The sequence below is a fragment of the Streptomyces sp. NPDC097981 genome (assembly GCF_040302565.1).
GTDB lineage: Bacteria > Actinomycetota > Actinomycetes > Streptomycetales > Streptomycetaceae > Streptomyces.
Window position 1 is genome coordinate 20,723 of record NZ_JBEORW010000058.1, and the last position, 14,997, is coordinate 35,719.

At 68.2% G+C, this 14,997-nt stretch carries 16 protein-coding genes and 1 pseudogene; 8 read left to right on the plus strand and 9 right to left on the minus strand.

Features of this window, described 5'->3' with window-relative positions; all coding sequences use genetic code 11:
* Positions 1–333 precede the first annotated feature (333 nt).
* The 3 genes from ABTY04_RS35745 to ABTY04_RS35755 are packed head-to-tail and all read right to left on the minus strand — an operon-like array spanning position 334 to position 1,481.
* Positions 334–801 carry a hypothetical protein gene (locus tag ABTY04_RS35745; protein ID WP_352217615.1) on the minus strand — a complete coding sequence of 156 codons (468 nt, stop codon included), beginning with the start codon at positions 799–801 and terminating at the stop codon, positions 334–336.
* Positions 684–1,076, minus strand: coding sequence for an SRPBCC family protein (locus ABTY04_RS35750; RefSeq protein ID WP_352217616.1), 393 nt, complete (start codon positions 1,074–1,076; stop codon positions 684–686). Before ABTY04_RS35750 ends, ABTY04_RS35745 begins: the two co-directional genes overlap by 118 nt.
* 30 nt (positions 1,077–1,106) lie before the next feature.
* Positions 1,107–1,481, minus strand: coding sequence for a cytochrome P450 (locus ABTY04_RS35755; RefSeq protein WP_352217617.1), 375 nt, complete (start codon positions 1,479–1,481; stop codon positions 1,107–1,109).
* A 250-nt stretch (positions 1,482–1,731) separates the two neighbouring features.
* On the opposite strand from ABTY04_RS35755, the gene ABTY04_RS35760 reads away from it, so the two are divergent.
* Positions 1,732–2,187 (plus strand): NUDIX domain-containing protein, encoded by a 456-nt coding sequence (locus ABTY04_RS35760; RefSeq protein WP_352217618.1) that lies wholly within the window; start codon positions 1,732–1,734, stop codon positions 2,185–2,187.
* 335 nt (positions 2,188–2,522) lie between these two features.
* Positions 2,523–3,827 (plus strand): M48 family metallopeptidase, encoded by a 1,305-nt coding sequence (locus tag ABTY04_RS35765; RefSeq protein ID WP_352217619.1) that lies wholly within the window; start codon positions 2,523–2,525, stop codon positions 3,825–3,827.
* Positions 3,828–4,266: 439 nt separating this feature from the next.
* Here ABTY04_RS35765 and ABTY04_RS35770 read toward each other — a convergent pair whose 3' ends face one another.
* Both ABTY04_RS35770 and ABTY04_RS41310 read right to left on the minus strand, forming a co-directional pair.
* The gene (locus ABTY04_RS35770) at positions 4,267–5,490 is read right to left on the minus strand and encodes a PP2C family protein-serine/threonine phosphatase (RefSeq protein ID WP_352217631.1); all 1,224 of its coding nucleotides are present in this window, start codon (positions 5,488–5,490) and stop codon (positions 4,267–4,269) included.
* Positions 5,491–5,790: 300 nt separating this feature from the next.
* Positions 5,791–5,889 (minus strand): annotated as a pseudogene (locus ABTY04_RS41310) (hypothetical protein); the annotation flags it as partial.
* A gap of 418 nt (positions 5,890–6,307) precedes the next feature.
* Here ABTY04_RS41310 and ABTY04_RS35780 point away from each other — a divergent pair.
* The 6 genes from ABTY04_RS35780 (at position 6,308) to ABTY04_RS35805 (ending at position 11,911) form a co-directional block, all read left to right on the plus strand.
* Complete coding sequence (locus ABTY04_RS35780) at positions 6,308–7,081, plus strand: DUF6875 domain-containing protein (protein WP_352217620.1); 774 nt, start codon at positions 6,308–6,310, stop codon at positions 7,079–7,081.
* A 20-nt stretch (positions 7,082–7,101) separates the two neighbouring features.
* Positions 7,102–7,956 carry a tryptophan 2,3-dioxygenase gene (locus ABTY04_RS35785; RefSeq protein WP_352217621.1) on the plus strand — a complete coding sequence of 285 codons (855 nt, stop codon included), beginning with the start codon at positions 7,102–7,104 and terminating at the stop codon, positions 7,954–7,956.
* 103 nt (positions 7,957–8,059) lie between these two features.
* On the plus strand, positions 8,060–8,713 hold the full coding sequence (locus tag ABTY04_RS35790) for a hypothetical protein (protein WP_352217622.1): 654 nt from the start codon (positions 8,060–8,062) through the stop codon (positions 8,711–8,713).
* A gap of 34 nt (positions 8,714–8,747) precedes the next feature.
* Positions 8,748–9,515 (plus strand): hypothetical protein, encoded by a 768-nt coding sequence (locus tag ABTY04_RS35795; RefSeq protein ID WP_352217623.1) that lies wholly within the window; start codon positions 8,748–8,750, stop codon positions 9,513–9,515.
* 201 nt (positions 9,516–9,716) lie between these two features.
* The gene (locus tag ABTY04_RS35800) at positions 9,717–11,501 is read left to right on the plus strand and encodes an MMPL family transporter (protein ID WP_352217624.1); all 1,785 of its coding nucleotides are present in this window, start codon (positions 9,717–9,719) and stop codon (positions 11,499–11,501) included.
* Positions 11,489–11,911, plus strand: coding sequence for an MMPL family transporter (locus ABTY04_RS35805; RefSeq protein WP_352217625.1), 423 nt, complete (start codon positions 11,489–11,491; stop codon positions 11,909–11,911). The genes ABTY04_RS35800 and ABTY04_RS35805 overlap by 13 nt, the downstream gene beginning before the upstream one ends.
* Positions 11,912–12,203: 292 nt before the next feature.
* On the opposite strand, the gene ABTY04_RS35810 is transcribed toward ABTY04_RS35805, so the two are convergent.
* The 4 genes from ABTY04_RS35810 to ABTY04_RS35825 all read right to left on the minus strand — a co-directional run.
* A complete protein-coding gene (locus tag ABTY04_RS35810; protein WP_352217626.1) occupies positions 12,204–12,422 on the minus strand; it encodes a hypothetical protein in 219 nt (72 codons plus the stop codon).
* A gap of 102 nt (positions 12,423–12,524) precedes the next feature.
* Entirely contained in the window at positions 12,525–13,469 is a 945-nt protein-coding gene (locus tag ABTY04_RS35815) for an HTTM domain-containing protein (RefSeq protein ID WP_352217627.1), read from the minus strand.
* Positions 13,466–14,059: a DUF5819 family protein gene (locus tag ABTY04_RS35820; RefSeq protein ID WP_352217628.1), complete on the minus strand. Its 594-nt coding sequence runs from the start codon at positions 14,057–14,059 to the stop codon at positions 13,466–13,468. The genes ABTY04_RS35815 and ABTY04_RS35820 overlap by 4 nt, the downstream gene beginning before the upstream one ends.
* A 411-nt stretch (positions 14,060–14,470) precedes the next feature.
* Positions 14,471–14,997: IS256 family transposase (locus ABTY04_RS35825; protein WP_352217629.1), on the minus strand; the 527-nt coding region annotated here is incomplete at its 5' end.

Here is a 14,997-nt window from a genome sequence, read left to right on the forward strand (position 1 = left end):
TTCTATCGGTGGTGGTCAACGCCGCCGGACCCTGGTCGGGCGGGTTCAACCGCACGTCCGGGGTCGGGGCCGAGTTCACCGTCGGAGTGCGCCCGCTGCGCCAGGAGGCCCATCTACGACCGCACCGATCTGGCCGGCTCCTACGTCGCCATGGGCACGAGCGCAACCAGTTCAAGAACGCTCCCCTGGCGGGCCGGTTCCTCACCCCCCTGGTCGACGGTGTCGAGGCCTGCCACGACCACGAACCGCTGCGGTACACGGGGAAACGCTTTCTCCCGCAGACGGCCCATGGCCGCGGAACGGACGTCCTTTGGTTGCCTGTCGTGCGACGCGTCAGGCGCCGCCCAGCCAGGCGTTCCATGCCTTGGTGGCCTGCTGTTCGTCCGTGTCCTCGGCGAACAGGTGGTGGCCCAGCCAGATCGGACAGTTCCAGGAACTTCCGTTGAAGAAGCGGTACAGCGCGTCCGGGCCCCACAGGCCGACGAAGTCGGGGCTCAGCCAGTCCACGACCACCTCCGTCGAGCCGCCGTCCGTACCCGAGAGGTCGAGGGACAGCCGGTCGTCGACGGCCGTGTCGTCGGCGAGGCCGAGACGCCGGCGCAGGGCGGCGAAGTCGGCGGGGTCGTCGGTACGCTCGGCGCGGTCGGCCTTGACGTAAACGGCGGGGCGGCCGGCGAAGTGACTCAGGTACTCGGCGAGGCCGTGCTGGTAGAAGTCGACGTGCTTCTCGGCCGCGTCGGACTTGGTGTACCAGTTCCAGGTGTCGTCGACGACGCCCGTGTGCACCCAGTGGATTCCCATGCGCAGGTGGCTCGGCCGCCGTCGCCCGGCTCGATGCGGTAGGTGAGCGTGTTGGAGAACCCGCCGTCCTGGGTCGCCCGAACGGCGAAGTGGCGCGGCGGCTCCCACGCCACGTCGGTGGCGTCGCCCCGGGTGGCCTTTCCGCCGACGCGCGGCTCGGCCTCCATCGGGTAGAGCCAGCCGAGGTTGCCGGGGCCGGTGGCGACCGCGTCCCAGACCTGCTCGGGCGTGGCGAGGAGGTCCTGCTCGCGGCGGACCTCGAATTCTCGGGCCATGGTCAGTTCTCCTTCGTCGTCATTCATGTGTCAGTAGCTGATCGGGAGGGCGCTCAGGCGCCGTTGGAGGGGGTTGTGCCGCCATTCGAGGGCGGCTTCGTCGGTCAGCCGCAGGTGTGGGAGGCGGCGGACGAGCGTGGCGATGGCCACCTCGGCCCGGAGCTTGGCCAGCGGACCACCGACGCAGAAGTGCGGGCCGACGCCGAAGCTCAGGTGCCGGTTTCCCGGGCGGGACAGGTCGAGCCGGTCGGGGTCCTCGAACCGCTCGGGATCGCGGTTGGACGCACCGAGGAACAGGTACACCAGCTCGCCCTCGCGCAGCGTCCGTCCGCCGATCTCGATGTCCTCGGCGACGACCCGGACGATCGCCTGGGTCACCGTGTCGTAGCGACAGACTGCGTCCACAGCTTTCGACTGAACCTCCAACGGTTCGCGCTCCCCACGTCGGGGTGATGGACCCGCGGCGGGGTGACCGGGCAAGCCGAGCTCATCTGCTGCCCGAACCCTGCTGGGACGTCGGACCCCGTGCCGGGGCCACCGCGCAGTCGTACTGGATCATGGCTATGTGCTTCCACATGCGGGCTCCGGTCCGTGAGCCAGGCGTCCCGGCAGAGATTCCTTCTGCCAGAGAGATTTCTTCTCCGAGGAGTCATTCATGACCACATCCGTCGGCCGCGCGAGGGCCACTGCGTCCGCCGCTGCCATCATCAGGGACGAGCAGGGCAGGGTGCTCATCGTCAACCCGGTCTACAAGGAGCGTTGGAACCTGCCGGGCGGCCACCTTGAGGAGGGTGAACTCCCCACCGCAGCTGCGCGCCGGGAGGTCCGTGAGGAAATCGGCCTGGAACTGGAGATCGGGGACCTCCTGGTGACCGCCTGGGTGACCAGGGCGGAAGGCTCCCATGTCTTCTACGTCTTCGACGGCCCCGAGCTGAGCCCGGAGCAGCAGCGGGCCATCACCCTCCAGGAGTCGGAGATCGGTGAGATCCGTTTCTGCCTGCCCGAAGACATCTCTCCCAGCATGGTTCCGCCCTTCGCCCTCGCCATATGGCGCAGGGCCCTCGCGGCACGTGAGGACAAGCTCGCCGCCTACCTCGAACTCGCCCTGTAGGGGCGCGCTCCACGTGCGGTTCAGCCCGCATCCACCCGAGGCAGCCGACTCGTCGGGCCTGGCCAGTTGAAGGCTCGGCCGACGTGAGGCGGCCCCGGCCGGTCTTCGGCTCCGCTGTCCGTCGGTTGTCGATGCCCCTCTGCCACCCACACGCCGCAGTCCGAAACCCGCGCTGCCTACCGCCCGCAGTTCCAGCCAGTGCACAGATCAGGGTGCAGGATCACCACGCTCGCGTGCATGAATTGGTGCAGCTCACCCCAGGATTCGCGGGCTGGAGGAGGGCGTCCTATCCTGCCGGGACCGCGGGCCTTTCGGTCCGCTGCGGGGAGGGAACCATGGAAGGCAGAAGCACCGCAGAGGTGACGTCCGTTCGGGAGTGCCCGGAGTGCGGGGCCCCGGTCCCGGTGGACGAGAGGTACGTCGACTGGTGCGCCGCTTGCGACTGGAACGTGGATCCGGGCGCACCGGAACCGGAGCCGGGCCGGATGCCGGCCGCGCGGCGCAGGCTGGCACACGCGTACGGGGAGCAGCTCGCGGCCGAGATGGAACAGGGAAGGAGCCAGAGCCGGCCCGTGGGGCGCGATGCCGCGACCCTGGTGGCGTTCGTGCTTTCCCTGGTGGTGCACGGGGTGACCGTGGTGCTGGCGGTGACGGGGATCCTGTTGGTGGTGTCGGGTTGGGACACCGGCGTACAGCCTGTGCTGGGCGCTCTGCTGCTCGGCCTCGCTGCGCTGCTGCGGCCCCGGCCGGTGCGCCTGCCGAAGGATGCGCGGGTTCTGTACCGCGCCGACGCGCCGCGTCTGTTCGCGCTGATCGACGAGGTCGGGGCTGCCGTCGGGACACCCGGCGTGCATGCCGTGGTGGTGGACCCCAAGGCCAACGCGAGTGTGACCACGTACGGCTTGCGGGCGCGGCGCATGATGGTCCTGGGCCTCGGGCTGTGGGAGATCCTCTCGCCCCAGGAGCGGGTGGCGCTGCTGGGCCACGAGCTGGGGCACTTCGCCCACGGGGACACCCGGCGCGGCATCGTCACGGGAGGCGCGCTGCACGCGCTGGCCACCTGGTACTACGTGCTCGCACCGACCCCGCCGAGCGGCCTGCTCGACCGGTTCGTGAATGCTGTGACGTTCCTGCCTCGGTGGGCGGTCTACGGGCTGCTCGTACTCCTCGACCACCTGACGCTGCGGGCCTCGCAACGCGCTGAGTACCTCGCCGACGTGAGCGCGGCCAGGGTCGGGTCCACGGAGGCGGCCGTCGGCCTGATGGACCGCCTCCTGGTCGGTCCGGCGGTCGGTCCGGAGCTGCGCCGGGAGTCGGTGGCGGCCCAGGTACAGGGCGGCTCGGCCGGTCGTGAGGCCCGCGAACGGGCGGAGCAGGGGCTGTGGGAGCGGCTGGCCCTGCGCATGGGCGCCGTACCGGAGCACGAGTACGAGAGGTTGCGCCGGGTCGCGGCCCGGCGCGGGCACAGCGTGGACAGCACCCACCCGCCGACCCACCTGCGCCGCCGGTGTGCGGCGGCGGGCGGGCCGTACCCGGCGCAGGTCACGTACGACGAGGGCTGCGCTGCGGCGGTGGCGCAGGAACTGGCCCCGGCCCGCGCAGCACTGGCCATCCGGGTCATCCGGGACTACGCGGGCTGATCCGCGGGCCGTGGTCGTGCAGTCGTAGGACTGGGACGGGTCGGCCCGGCATCGGATGGGTTCGAAGACCCGACCCGGCCTGCGGCACCTGAAGGGACCCATGAGACCCCGACGCAGATGGCCCCGGCGGCCCTGATAACCGGGGCCGGAATGAGGTTCCCCCGCTGCGCGGGAGTGGCTGACCAGCGGGTCAGGGCGGGGCACTTCGGCGCCTGGCCAGCACGAACACGGCGTTGGCGCAGACTGCCCTTGGCCGGTGTGGTGAACGTGCCAGCGGCTACGCGCGCCATCCGGTGGGCTGTGGGCTGTCCCGTCGGGGGACGCCGGTGGCGAGTCGAGCGCTCCCGCTCGGGAGGGTCGGCTGGCCGAGCACGGAGGGGTGGCGGTCGACTGCGCGGACAGGTTCGGTCCGGTTCGGATTTGGTTGGTGTCGAGGCGTTCAGTGAGGAGCCGCGGGGTGGTCGCTGGCGCCCCCGCGCCATTCGATCATGAAAAGGGTGGCGTCGTCGCTGGTGCGCCCGCCTCGTTCCTTCTTCAGCGTGTGGGAGAGCCGGCGAAGATCTGCCCGCATCCCCTCTGACGGCTCTTCCCCCAGGCGGTTGACGCAGCGGATGAGGCGTTCCTCACCGAACTGCTCCCCGCCGGCGACGTGCTCCTCGATGATGCCGTCGGTGTAGCACAGCACGCGGTCGCCCTGCTGGAGCGTGTGCTCTTTGATCCGGGGCATCTCACCGCCGAAGCCGACGGGCAGCGTCGTCGCGCTCTCCAGCTGCTGCACGACCTTGCCGTCGCGGATCAGAAGTGGCGCGGGGTGGCCTGCGTTGACCAGCTCCATCTCACCAGTGGCGATGTTCACGTGCATCAGCTGCGCCGTGACGAAATGGTCGGGACCGAACTGGCGGGAAATGGCGTCGTCCATGAACGCGTACTTCTCGGCCAGGCTGATGAACACCCGCCGCGCATGCCGGTAGGCGCCGATGGCCACGGTCGCCATCACGGCGGCGTCCAGGCCGTGGCCCATCGCGTCGATCACGGCCACGTGCAGGATGTTGCCGTTGAGGGCGTAGTCGAAGCTGTCGCCGGCGACGCGGTAGGCGGGTTCCAGGGTGCCGGCCAACGCGACCTGCGGCACGGACATCGTCAGTGGCGGCAGCAAGCCCCACTGGATCTCCGCAGACACGCTCATCGGCTCCCGGCGCCGGGCCTGGAAGAACTGGTCGGTGTAGGCGTTCTTGGTGACCAGCATGTCAGCGACCAGGCCAGCCAACCGGCGCAGCAGGCGCCGGTCGTCGTCGCTGACGGCGTCCAGGGTCAGGGCCATCACACCCACCTGGTCACTGCCGTCCAGCAGCGGCAGATACATCCGGACGCCATGAGCCTGGGGCACCTCGACGACGTCCGCGCTCAGGAAGGCCCGGCCGGCTGGGGAGTCGTCCACCGGCTCTGGCTGGCCGACGTGCAGCTTGGTACCCGGGAGCGGCACCAGCAGCTCCTGCGCGTAGTCCTGAAGCAGGATGGACACGTCACGGCCGCCGATCCCGGCCACCCCCTCCGCGATCAGTGGGGCGATCAGCTGTGGTGGCATCAGCTGCGCCCGGTCCAGCAGCAGGCCGAGCAGCCGCTCGCCGAAACCCTCCGACCGGTCCACCCTCTCCTCGCCCATGACCCGGTCTGCCACATCCTTCCTACCCGTCACGCCGGTCACCGCCTCCGCACACCGTGACCTGAGAAGCCGCCGGAGCGGCTCATTACGCCAATGCGCGGCATGTCGGTGCACGCTGTCCACGGCGAAACACCGCACGGCCGTTCGTCTCGCCCGGCGGGATGATCCCCGAACTGCTGTCGAAACGCTGCTCTTCGACGTGAAGAGAGCCAAGGTCGGTGAGGCGGGCGGCGACACGACCCCGTCGTAGAGCGCGGACGCGGCGACGGTCGACTCAGGCAGGGCCGTGGAGTGCATTGCGCCCCGGACACCGTCCGGGCGCAGGCTCCGGAGCGGCAGAAGGAAGTGATCGTGCAGCAGCGGCATCCCGGAGCGGGCCTCGTAGTGGCGGAAGCGCACGGCGGCCAGGCCATGTGCGGGACGGGTACGTTCAGTGCCGCCCGCCAGAGCATCCGTGTGGGCGGCACCTGCCCCGCATCATGGCCGGCCTGCGCAACCTCGCCATAGGCGTCCACCGCCAAGACGGCCACACCGACATCGCCGCCACCCCTTCGCCGCACCGGCCGGGACCACCAACGACCCCTCACCGCCATCGGACCCGATCCGCTGCGAGACGTTCTCCCCGGTGGAGGGCTATGACGTACACCCAAACCGACACATAGCACCTGCCCCCTGGTCGTCACGGCGCAAACCCGCCACGCATCCGGGTGATCGTTGTGTTGCGCCGTATCCCGCTTGCCGATCATGGCGTTGGGTTCTCTGAACCGCGAACCGAGCGGTCGGGGCTGGAGGGCGGCAGGTCTTGGGTGCGGGGAACATGGAGGCGGCGCGGGCGTGGCTGACCGGTTATGTCTGCAGTGCTGATGCCCGGGTCGGCCGGCCGGGGGCGGTGTGTCCCTTTGTCCAGCCGGCGCTTCGCGCGGACACCCTTCGGCTGGAGCTGTGGCCGTTGGACCCGAAGATCGGGGTCGCGGGGTTGGTGTCGCTGGTCAGGGACATGGTTGCCATTTTTGAGGGCGTTCACTGGGCGAGCCGGAACCGGACGCTGCACGCCTTGGTCGTGGTGCTGGATGGTCTGCCCATGGACAGGCTGGGCATCACGGACGAGGCGCAGCGGCGGGTGAAGCAGGAGTTGGCGGCCAAGGGGCTGATGTTGGGGCAATTTCACGCCGAGTGTGAGGAAAGAGCAGTTCGGAATCCGTCTTTCCGGGTGTCGCGCTCTCCGGTACCGATGCTGGCTTTGCGACACATGGCGGTTCACGATGTGCTTTTCCTCGACGGTGACAGCAGGTCCTTCGCTGCGTACGACCAGCGTTATGGAAGCCGGTATGACAAGGGGGCGGTGCCTGACCCGCTGTTTGTCGAGCGCTTCACTCGGGGGCGCGCCCGCTTTGGTGCCGGCGCACTGGGCGGTGCCTTCGAGGCCGGGACTGCGGTCGGAGGGGAGGAGGTGGGGGCGCTGGTAACCACCGATGGGTGGTCATCTGGTGAGCGGTCGTCGGATGAGCGCCCGCTACAGGGCGTTGAGCGGTCCCTTGCGCAGATCGCGGGCCCGGCTGTGCAGTGCCGTACGGACAGGGGCGCGATGTGAGCCCACTGGATTCTTGCCCTGTGGGCGGCACACCCGATGAACAGGGAACGCCCGCGGTCGTGGACGATGAGCCGTTCCTCGATTTTCCCGGCCCGAGTACCCCTTACATCGACTACCAGAGCATCGACGTCCTCCTGTCGTTGCAACATCCCTTGTCCAAGGCGCCGGCCGAGCCGACGTTCTACGTCCTTGGCCAGGTCAAAGAGCTGCTCTTCAAGCTGCTGTACGGGGAACTGTGCGCTGTGCGGGCGCTGCTCGATGATGACGACGTACCGCAGGCCGTTTGGACACTGCGCCGTGCCGGCCGGGTGATCGAGTTGCTCACCCGCACGTGGGATGTGCTGGGCACGTTGGCGCCGACCGAGTTCAATGCGTTCCGCGAGCATCTGGGTCGGGCTTCCGGTTTCCAGTCGTACATGTACCGGATGCTCGAGTACGTCCTGGGGAACAAGAACGCCGCCATGGCCCGCCCGCACCGCCGGGTGCCGCACGTGCACGTCCAGGTCCAGGAAGCGCTGCAGGCGCCCAGTGTCTACGACTCGGCGCTGCACCTGCTGGCGCGGCGCGGGTCGGCCATCCCGGATGACGTCCTCGTGAGGGATCTCAGTGCGCCCTACGTGCCGCACGCGGCTGTGGAGCGTGCATGGGCAGATCAGTACAGCGCCGGCCCCGGTGACCACACGTTCGAACTCTCGGAAGCGCTGATCTCCGTTGCCGAAGGCTTCGGCCGCTGGCGCTCCCTGCACCTGCTGACCGTGGAGCGGGTCATCGGCACCAAATCCGGAACGGGCGGAACCACAGGCGTGCAGTGGCTGCGCCGTGCCGCCGAACAGCGGATCTTCCCCGAGCTGTGGAGCGCCCGGGCACTGCTGTGACCCTCCGTGCGGTGTGCCTCGGTCCATCTCTTTACAAACGGCACGGTGCCCACGGAACAGACATCGATTGCGCTCCCCCATCGCGTCGACAGAAGGCAGGACCATGACCGCATCCCTCTTCCCCGGCATTCCGAAGCTGATGCTTGACGCGACCCGTAAAGGCCGCACCTTCACCATCGAAGCCGTCACCGTTTCGGCGGACGACGAAGCAAGGCGAAGGGACGTCACCTTTCTTCGGCGTGAATTCGGTTTCCCCCTGCCAGCACCCGACTGGGAAATCGTCGATGAGGAAGGACTGGTCTTGTTGTGCCGCACCGGTGACGTGCCGGTCGGCGCGGTCCGTCTCCTCAAACGCCACGGGGGAGCCAGTGACTGGTGCCCCTACCTGACGGCAGCGCTGCGGGCAGCGCTGCCGGCGGATCCCGCAGGTTTCGTCTTCATGGAACGCCTGGTCGTCTCCCCCGACGTGCGCTCCCTGGAAGTCCTTGCCGTGATCATGCACGCGGCCGCTACCTGGACTCCCGTGTTGTGGGATGTCGCTGAGTTCGCGGCGATCACGAGGCCCGAGCTGGTTCGCCTGGCCGGCTGGCTCGGAGCCCGCCAGCTGTCCGAGCCCATGATTCTGCCGGGATCTGACGGTCTGGGCCTGCTCATCGGTGGCGGCCTGGAGGAAGCCGCGGCCCGCACGAAGGCCCTGTTCTCGACCGGCGGATGGCGCCTGTCCCCCGTCGGTGACCTTCCGACCGCTCTGGCATAGCCCCCAGCCGACCCGAACAACTAGGACCCCTACCATGACCTCCACTCACGACGTGCCCGCAGCGTCAACGGCTTCAAATGCCCTTACCGCCGAGCAGGTGGCGGCCGCGGCGCAGTCGGTCATCGACGGGCGTGTGCAGCTCACCTCGCGCACGCTGGATGAGTACCGCATGGTCTTCGCACTGACCGATGAAGATCTTCTGCGCGGCCCGGTCCTCGACTGCCCCGGTGGTGCCTCCTCCTTCGCGGCTGAGAGCCGAGCCCTGGGAGCGCAGGTCATCTCGGCCGACCCGGTCTACCACCTGGCCCCGCAGGACATCGAGCCGCTGGTGCGTGACCACCTCGCGGCCAGCGCCGCTTTCGGACTCGCCATCGCCGACCAGCTCGACTTCTCCTGGGCCGGCTCACCGCAGAACCACCTCCAGCGGTGGCAAGGGGCCGCCGAAGCCTTCCTGCAGGACTACACAGCCGATCACGTCAGGTCAGAACGTCGCTACGTACCGGCGGCGCTTCCCCGGCTGCCGTTCACCGACCGGCAGTTCCATCTCTCCCTGTGCGGTTTCCTGCTCTTCACGTTTCCGCATGCGGCAGACCAGGAAGCCGCCATCCTCGAACTCGTGCGCGTGACTGCCGGTGACGTACTAATCGGCCCACTGGAAGACCCCCTCGGCGCCCCCTGCGCCACACTCGACGCCCTGCGCAGCCGACTGGCCGACCAGGGTGTGGCCACCACGACCCGGGACATCGGCTACAGCATCCACCCAGGACAACGCGGCGTTCTGGTCTGCACGCGCACCAGCTGACTTTCCTAACGCCGCACAGCTCAAGTACCGGCGGGTCCCTGACCGCTTTCCTGGCTCCGCATCCTCCTACGACGGCGAGGTCGCTCACCCGTGCCAACCAACAGCGCGCCACCGGCACAGAGCAGCGGTCAGCTGCCCCGGCAGGCTTCCACCGTCAGCAGAGCGCAGAGAAGGTCGTGGCGGATGCTGGGTGCGGCAGCCATGTTCACGGTGCTGTTCGCCGCGGCCGGGGCGATGGCCTCAGGCAGCTTGTCCGTCGGCGGGTTCACCCCGCCGGATACGGAATCTGCACGGGTGGAGCAGGCCCTGGCACGGGACTTCGGCGTACCGCGGACTGATCTGCTGCTGTACGTGCCCGGCGAAGTCGACTCTCCAGTGGTGAGGGATCAAGGTCTGCGGCTGACGCAGCGCTTGGCCGCTGAGCCCGGCGTTGCAAGCGTTCACTCGTACTGGAGCACCGGGGCGGGTGAGCTTCGGTCCAAGGACGGCCGCGCCGCGTTGATCGCCGTCGACCTGTCCGGGACCGATACTCGGGCGGCGGCAACCGCTGCCCGTATCGTTCCGCAGGTCGCAGACAGTATGACGGCCGCGCATGTGTCCGCTGCCGGCCCTGCCTGGATGGGCGTGCAAGCGACCGAACAGTGCGGCAAGGACCTGCTCCGGGCGGAGCTGGTCGCCGCACCGCTGACCATCCTCATCCTGCTGCTGGCTTTCGGCTCCCCGACCGCGGCCCTCCTCCCGGCAGTGATCGGTGTCTTCACCGTGACCCTGTCCACGGCCCTGATCGGATTGCTGGCCCGTCTGACGACGGTGTCCGTGTTCGCAACGAACATCGTCACTGCTCTGGGGTTCGGGCTGGCGGTCGACTACGCACTACTCGTCGTAACCCGCTTCCGTGAGGAGCACGCCCAGGGAGCAACCGTCGCCACCGCTGTCAGCAAGACGATGCGCACGGCAGGACGCAGCGTGCTGTTCTCCGCCCTGACCGTGGCCGTGGCCTTGTGCGCTCTGTTCGTCTTTCCCCTGCCGTTCCTGCATTCCATGGCATGGGCCGGGCTGTCCGTCGTCACGCTGTCCGCCCTCGCCACGGTGACGGTCATGCCAGCCCTGCTCACCCTGCTCGGTGACCGCATCAGCAGGGCAAGCGCCCGCCCTCCTCTCCTGGAGCGCGTGCGGCTGCGGAATACCACGGAACCAACGCAGGGCTACGGACCTGCGGACAGCCCCACCTGGAGAGCCGTCGCCGGAGCCTCCACGAAGCACCCCTTGCTCCTCGGCGGAGTCTGCGCCCTGGTCCTCCTCGCTTTGGCCATCCCCTTCGCCCGTGTCCAGTTCGGCATCCCTGACGAACGTGACCTCCCCGCCCACCTTGAAGCGCACGCCACCGGTGAGCGGGTCCGTCAGGAGTTCCCCGCCCCACCGGAGCGAACACTGACGGTGTGGCTTCCCGCCACCGACGCCCACACCAGCAGCGTCGAGCTCAGCCGCTATGCCCAACGTCTCGCCGAGACTGCCGGCGTGTCAGGCGTCGAAGCCTCCACGGGCAGGTTCACGGCACACGCCCCCGTAGGAGCACCCACCGCCCGGCATCAGCGGTTCGCAGCACCGGGCACCACCTGGCTGGCCGTCACGGGACTGGCGTCGCTGGACAATGGGGCCATGGACGACCTGGTGCGGCAGGTCAGGGCGGCGCCTGCACCCGGACCGCACCTGGTGGGAGGCTTGCCTGCCCAACGCGTCGACACCGTCGACGCCATCGGCAGCCGGCTGGCCGCAGCAGTGGCCATCGCGGGGGTCAGCACCCTGATCCTTCTGTTCCTTTTCACCCGTTCCGTGTTGATCCCCTTCAAAGCGCTCCTGCTCGCTGCGCTGAGCCTGACGGCGAGCCTCGGCGCCATGGTGTTCGTCTTCCAGGAGGGCTACTTCAAGACGCTGGTCGGCGAGTTCGCGGTCACAGGCCAGCTGGATGCACCATGGCCCTGCTGACCATCGTCATCGCCTTCGGCTTGTCCGTCGACTACGAGGTCTTCCTCCTCTCCCGCATGAAAGAGGAATACCTGCGCACCGGCGCACATTCGCCGTCCATCGTCTTTGCAATCGCCCGCACCGGCCGACTCGTCACGGCCGCGGCCCTCATCGTGGCAACAGCGATGGGCGCACTCGCCAGCTCCGGGGTCACCCCACTGAAGATCTTCGGTACCGGACTCGCACTCGCCGTCCTCATCGACGCCACCCTCGTCCGCGGCATTCTCGTCCCCTGCCTCATGCAACTCACTGGAGAAGCCAACTGGTGGGCACCCGCTCGACTGTCTTACCGCAGCCACGCTGAAAGGCTCCCGGACGAACTGGTGAAGTACCCCGTGTCCGCCCCCGACTCCAGCGCTGCGAACCCGTAGACCGAGGGCCCCGGGTCGTGTCCGGGGCCCGGCAAGGGAAGATCAGAGGCACCCCAGTGCGCCGGGCTTCCGCATCGGCGACAGGCCCTACCTGGGGACGGGTTTCGGCAGAGGGTTCTACCTGTAAGCCAGCTGGCCACCCGTACTCGTGTTCGCGGGCAGGCAGAGCCGACACCTCGGCCGGCCCTTCAGCTCGGGGCTGATGCAAAGTCGGGGTGATCACGTGACGTCGATGGTCACGGCCGATCGGTGATCCCCTGGAGGAGCGTCCCGTACGCAACGAAGCTCCGGTTTACGGGGTGTCCTCGCAAGTCGCCCTGAACGACCGGATCTTCGATGTGCGACCGGGACCGGACGCACCATCACCCGGCTGCGGGTCCCGGACAAGACCAACGCGATTACCGGCTTCGCCCGCCTGCTGGCCCCGTTCGACCTGGCCGGCACCGAGGTCTGCGCCGACGCCCTGCACACGCAGCGCGAGCATGCCCGCTTCCTGGTCGAGGAGAAGCACGCGCACTACCTGTTCGTGGTCAAGGCCAACCAGCCGGGCCTGTCCGCCGTGCTGAGGTCCCTGCCGCGGAACAGGGTCACCGCCAGGCACTACGACCGCGAATCAGCCCTGCCCTTCAGCTGAGGCGGGCCGTCGGCTTTGCTGCCGGGGCAGGACCTCCGAGGCGAAACGGTAGTCGTCATCGCGTAGGGCGAGACAGTCGGCCGCGATCATGACCAAGCCGAAATTGAGCAGGCCGGCGAGAGGGATGATGTTGAGGTGCAGTGGGATGGCGCCCAGCATCGCGGCCATCCTGGCTGCCCGGTGCCGGCTCGCGGCCAGGAATGGGAAGGCAACCTCCAGCACGATGGTGTAGTAGGTGGCGAACGCGACCAACGGGGCGAGATTCGTCAGCATCATTCCCCTCTCACCGGAGAAGGTGCCGAAAAGGTGGCCGACGTAGTAGACGGCTGTCCCGTCCCGCCAGTGCGCCGCGAGAACCTTGCCCATGCCTGCCGTGAAATAGACCACGGCAATCTGGAACACGACAGCGAACACCGCACAGTTGTGAACGGCGTCCGTGGCTGGGGTCCGGCGGTTCCGCAGCCGTGCCCGGCGCCGGGCAGCGAACGGGCTCGCGTAAGCATCGGTGGTGGTCAGCAGGAGCAACAGGAGCAGGATCCGGGTGAGATTGTGCCCTCCGTCCAGGACGTCACCGTTGCGCAGGTGGACAGACCATACGAGCAGTGCGTTGAGGAGTGTGAGGATTCGGCCTCCACAGACACAGAAGGCTGCGGCAGCCAGAAGCCCGAGGTGGAAGACGACCTCGAAATAGGCTGGTGAACTGTTCAGCGCGTAGAGCGACATCCTGGCGAAGGGCACCGTTGCCCGGAAGGCATCAAAGGTGAGGTAGCCGTCAGGCCCCCACAGGAGCCGCCTCTGGGTGTAGGAGGTCAGGTAGAACTCGGTCATGGCCAAGCCGAGCAGAACCCGTAGGGCGGCCAGGCCGATGAGCCGTCGCCGTACCGACGACGCCCGGCGCAACGCTTGGAAAACGACGTCGGTCACTGGGCCGCCTCCGGCACGTACGGACGCCAGCCAGGATCATCCACTACCTTCGCCGCTGGCTCCGGCTTGCCCTTGTCACGATCGGCGAACGGAACTGCGGAAGCGGCTCTCACACGGGTACGGAACCCGAGAATTCGCGCCTGCGGGAAGGCTTCCTGAGCTTCGGCCGAGAAATAGCGGTCGAAACGAGTCCGGGCCAGCGGCCAGCTCGTTGGTTCACCCACCGGACTGCTGCAACCATGCTGTGGCGTGCCCGGAGCCAGGTAGAGACGCAGGGCGTAGACCCGGTAGCAGTTCAGCACGTGAGTGTCCTTGGACTGCCTCACCAGCCGCCTTGCCGGAGAAGGATCAGCCTCTCCCAGCAGGTCTCGCTCGCCGGACTCCCGTGTTCGACCATCGGCGGGATCGACGTATCGCACCTGCAACGTCAAGCCGTACGCCTCGGTGGGCACCTCGCTGAACAGGAGCCAACGCTGTTCGAAAAGCAGACCGAACAGGGCGTCGACTGTCACCATCAGACGCTGACGCACAGGCGAGGATGGCGCGTTGAAGACCACCACCGAGGCGCAAAATGCGGTGACGAGCGCCACCAACGGGAGCCAGCAGAGGAAGAGTCTCGCAGAAGTGTGCACCACCTCGGCAGTCGTCCGGCCAACTGGACAAGTGCCAGAGCGCGTGCCCGTTCGTCTCGTCGGAACGTCCTCCAAACCGAAATCGATTTCTGACCGCTCCCGTTCCCGGCGCCAGCGGCTGACTGCCATGGCCATGCCCCTCTCATGTCCACCGGACAACGTCACAGGCCGGGAAACGGACACGGGGCCAGGAATAGCCGAAGTTCCGGGTGCATCCTGCCCCGGCCGACCCTTTGACCACGGTGGGCCGAGCACGCGTTGCCCCCTTGACCACACCCCCTGGGGCCTTTGAACAGGCCGCGGGGGAGTATCACGAAAGCGGTGTTCACCACTCGGTTGGCGTAGAGGTTTCTCGTTGATCTGGTTGGCTCACACTCGTTCGGCGGAGAGGCGGCCGTCGAAGGCGATGTCGAACGCGTTCATGGCCTCCTTCCAGCGGCTGGTCCAGCGCTTGCGTCCCTTCCCGGTCGGGTCGAGGGCGAGCGTGGTGAGGTAGAGCCGTTTGAGGGCGGCGGTCTCGTTCGGGAAATGCCCGCAGGCGTTGACCGAGCGCCGGTAGCGCGCGTTCAGGCTCTCGATCGCGTTCGTCGTCGAGATGATCTTCCGGATCGGCGGCGGGAAGCTGAGGAAGGGCACCACCTCGCTCCAGGACCGTTCCCAGGCGCGGACGGCGGCCGGGTACTTGGCTTGCCATTTCTCGCTGAACTCGGCGAGCCGGGCGAGGGCTTCGTCCTCGTTGGCGGCGGTGTAGACGGGTTTCAGGTCGCGGGCGGCCTTGTCCCAGTCGGCGCGTGAGATGTACTTCAGCGTGGTGCGGATGAGGTGAACGATGCAGAGCTGGACCACCGTGGCGGGGAAGACGGTGCTGACCGCCTCGGGCAGGCCCTTCAGCCCGT

Excerpts from the sequence above, each read along its gene's own strand:
- ABTY04_RS35745 (WP_352217615.1), bottom strand. The coding sequence starts at position 801 with ATGGGAATCCACTGGGTGCACACGGGCGTCGTCGACGACACCTGGAAC.
- ABTY04_RS35750 (WP_352217616.1), bottom strand. The coding sequence starts at position 1,076 with ATGGCCCGAGAATTCGAGGTCCGCCGCGAGCAGGACCTCCTCGCCACG.
- ABTY04_RS35760 (WP_352217618.1), top strand. The coding sequence starts at position 1,732 with ATGACCACATCCGTCGGCCGCGCGAGGGCCACTGCGTCCGCCGCTGCC.
- ABTY04_RS35765 (WP_352217619.1), top strand. The coding sequence starts at position 2,523 with ATGGAAGGCAGAAGCACCGCAGAGGTGACGTCCGTTCGGGAGTGCCCG.
- ABTY04_RS35770 (WP_352217631.1), bottom strand. The coding sequence starts at position 5,490 with ATGGGCGAGGAGAGGGTGGACCGGTCGGAGGGTTTCGGCGAGCGGCTG.
- ABTY04_RS35780 (WP_352217620.1), top strand. The coding sequence starts at position 6,308 with ATGGAGGCGGCGCGGGCGTGGCTGACCGGTTATGTCTGCAGTGCTGAT.
- ABTY04_RS35790 (WP_352217622.1), top strand. The coding sequence starts at position 8,060 with ATGACCGCATCCCTCTTCCCCGGCATTCCGAAGCTGATGCTTGACGCG.
- ABTY04_RS35795 (WP_352217623.1), top strand. The coding sequence starts at position 8,748 with ATGACCTCCACTCACGACGTGCCCGCAGCGTCAACGGCTTCAAATGCC.
- ABTY04_RS35800 (WP_352217624.1), top strand. The coding sequence starts at position 9,717 with ATGTTCACGGTGCTGTTCGCCGCGGCCGGGGCGATGGCCTCAGGCAGC.
- ABTY04_RS35805 (WP_352217625.1), top strand. The coding sequence starts at position 11,489 with ATGGCCCTGCTGACCATCGTCATCGCCTTCGGCTTGTCCGTCGACTAC.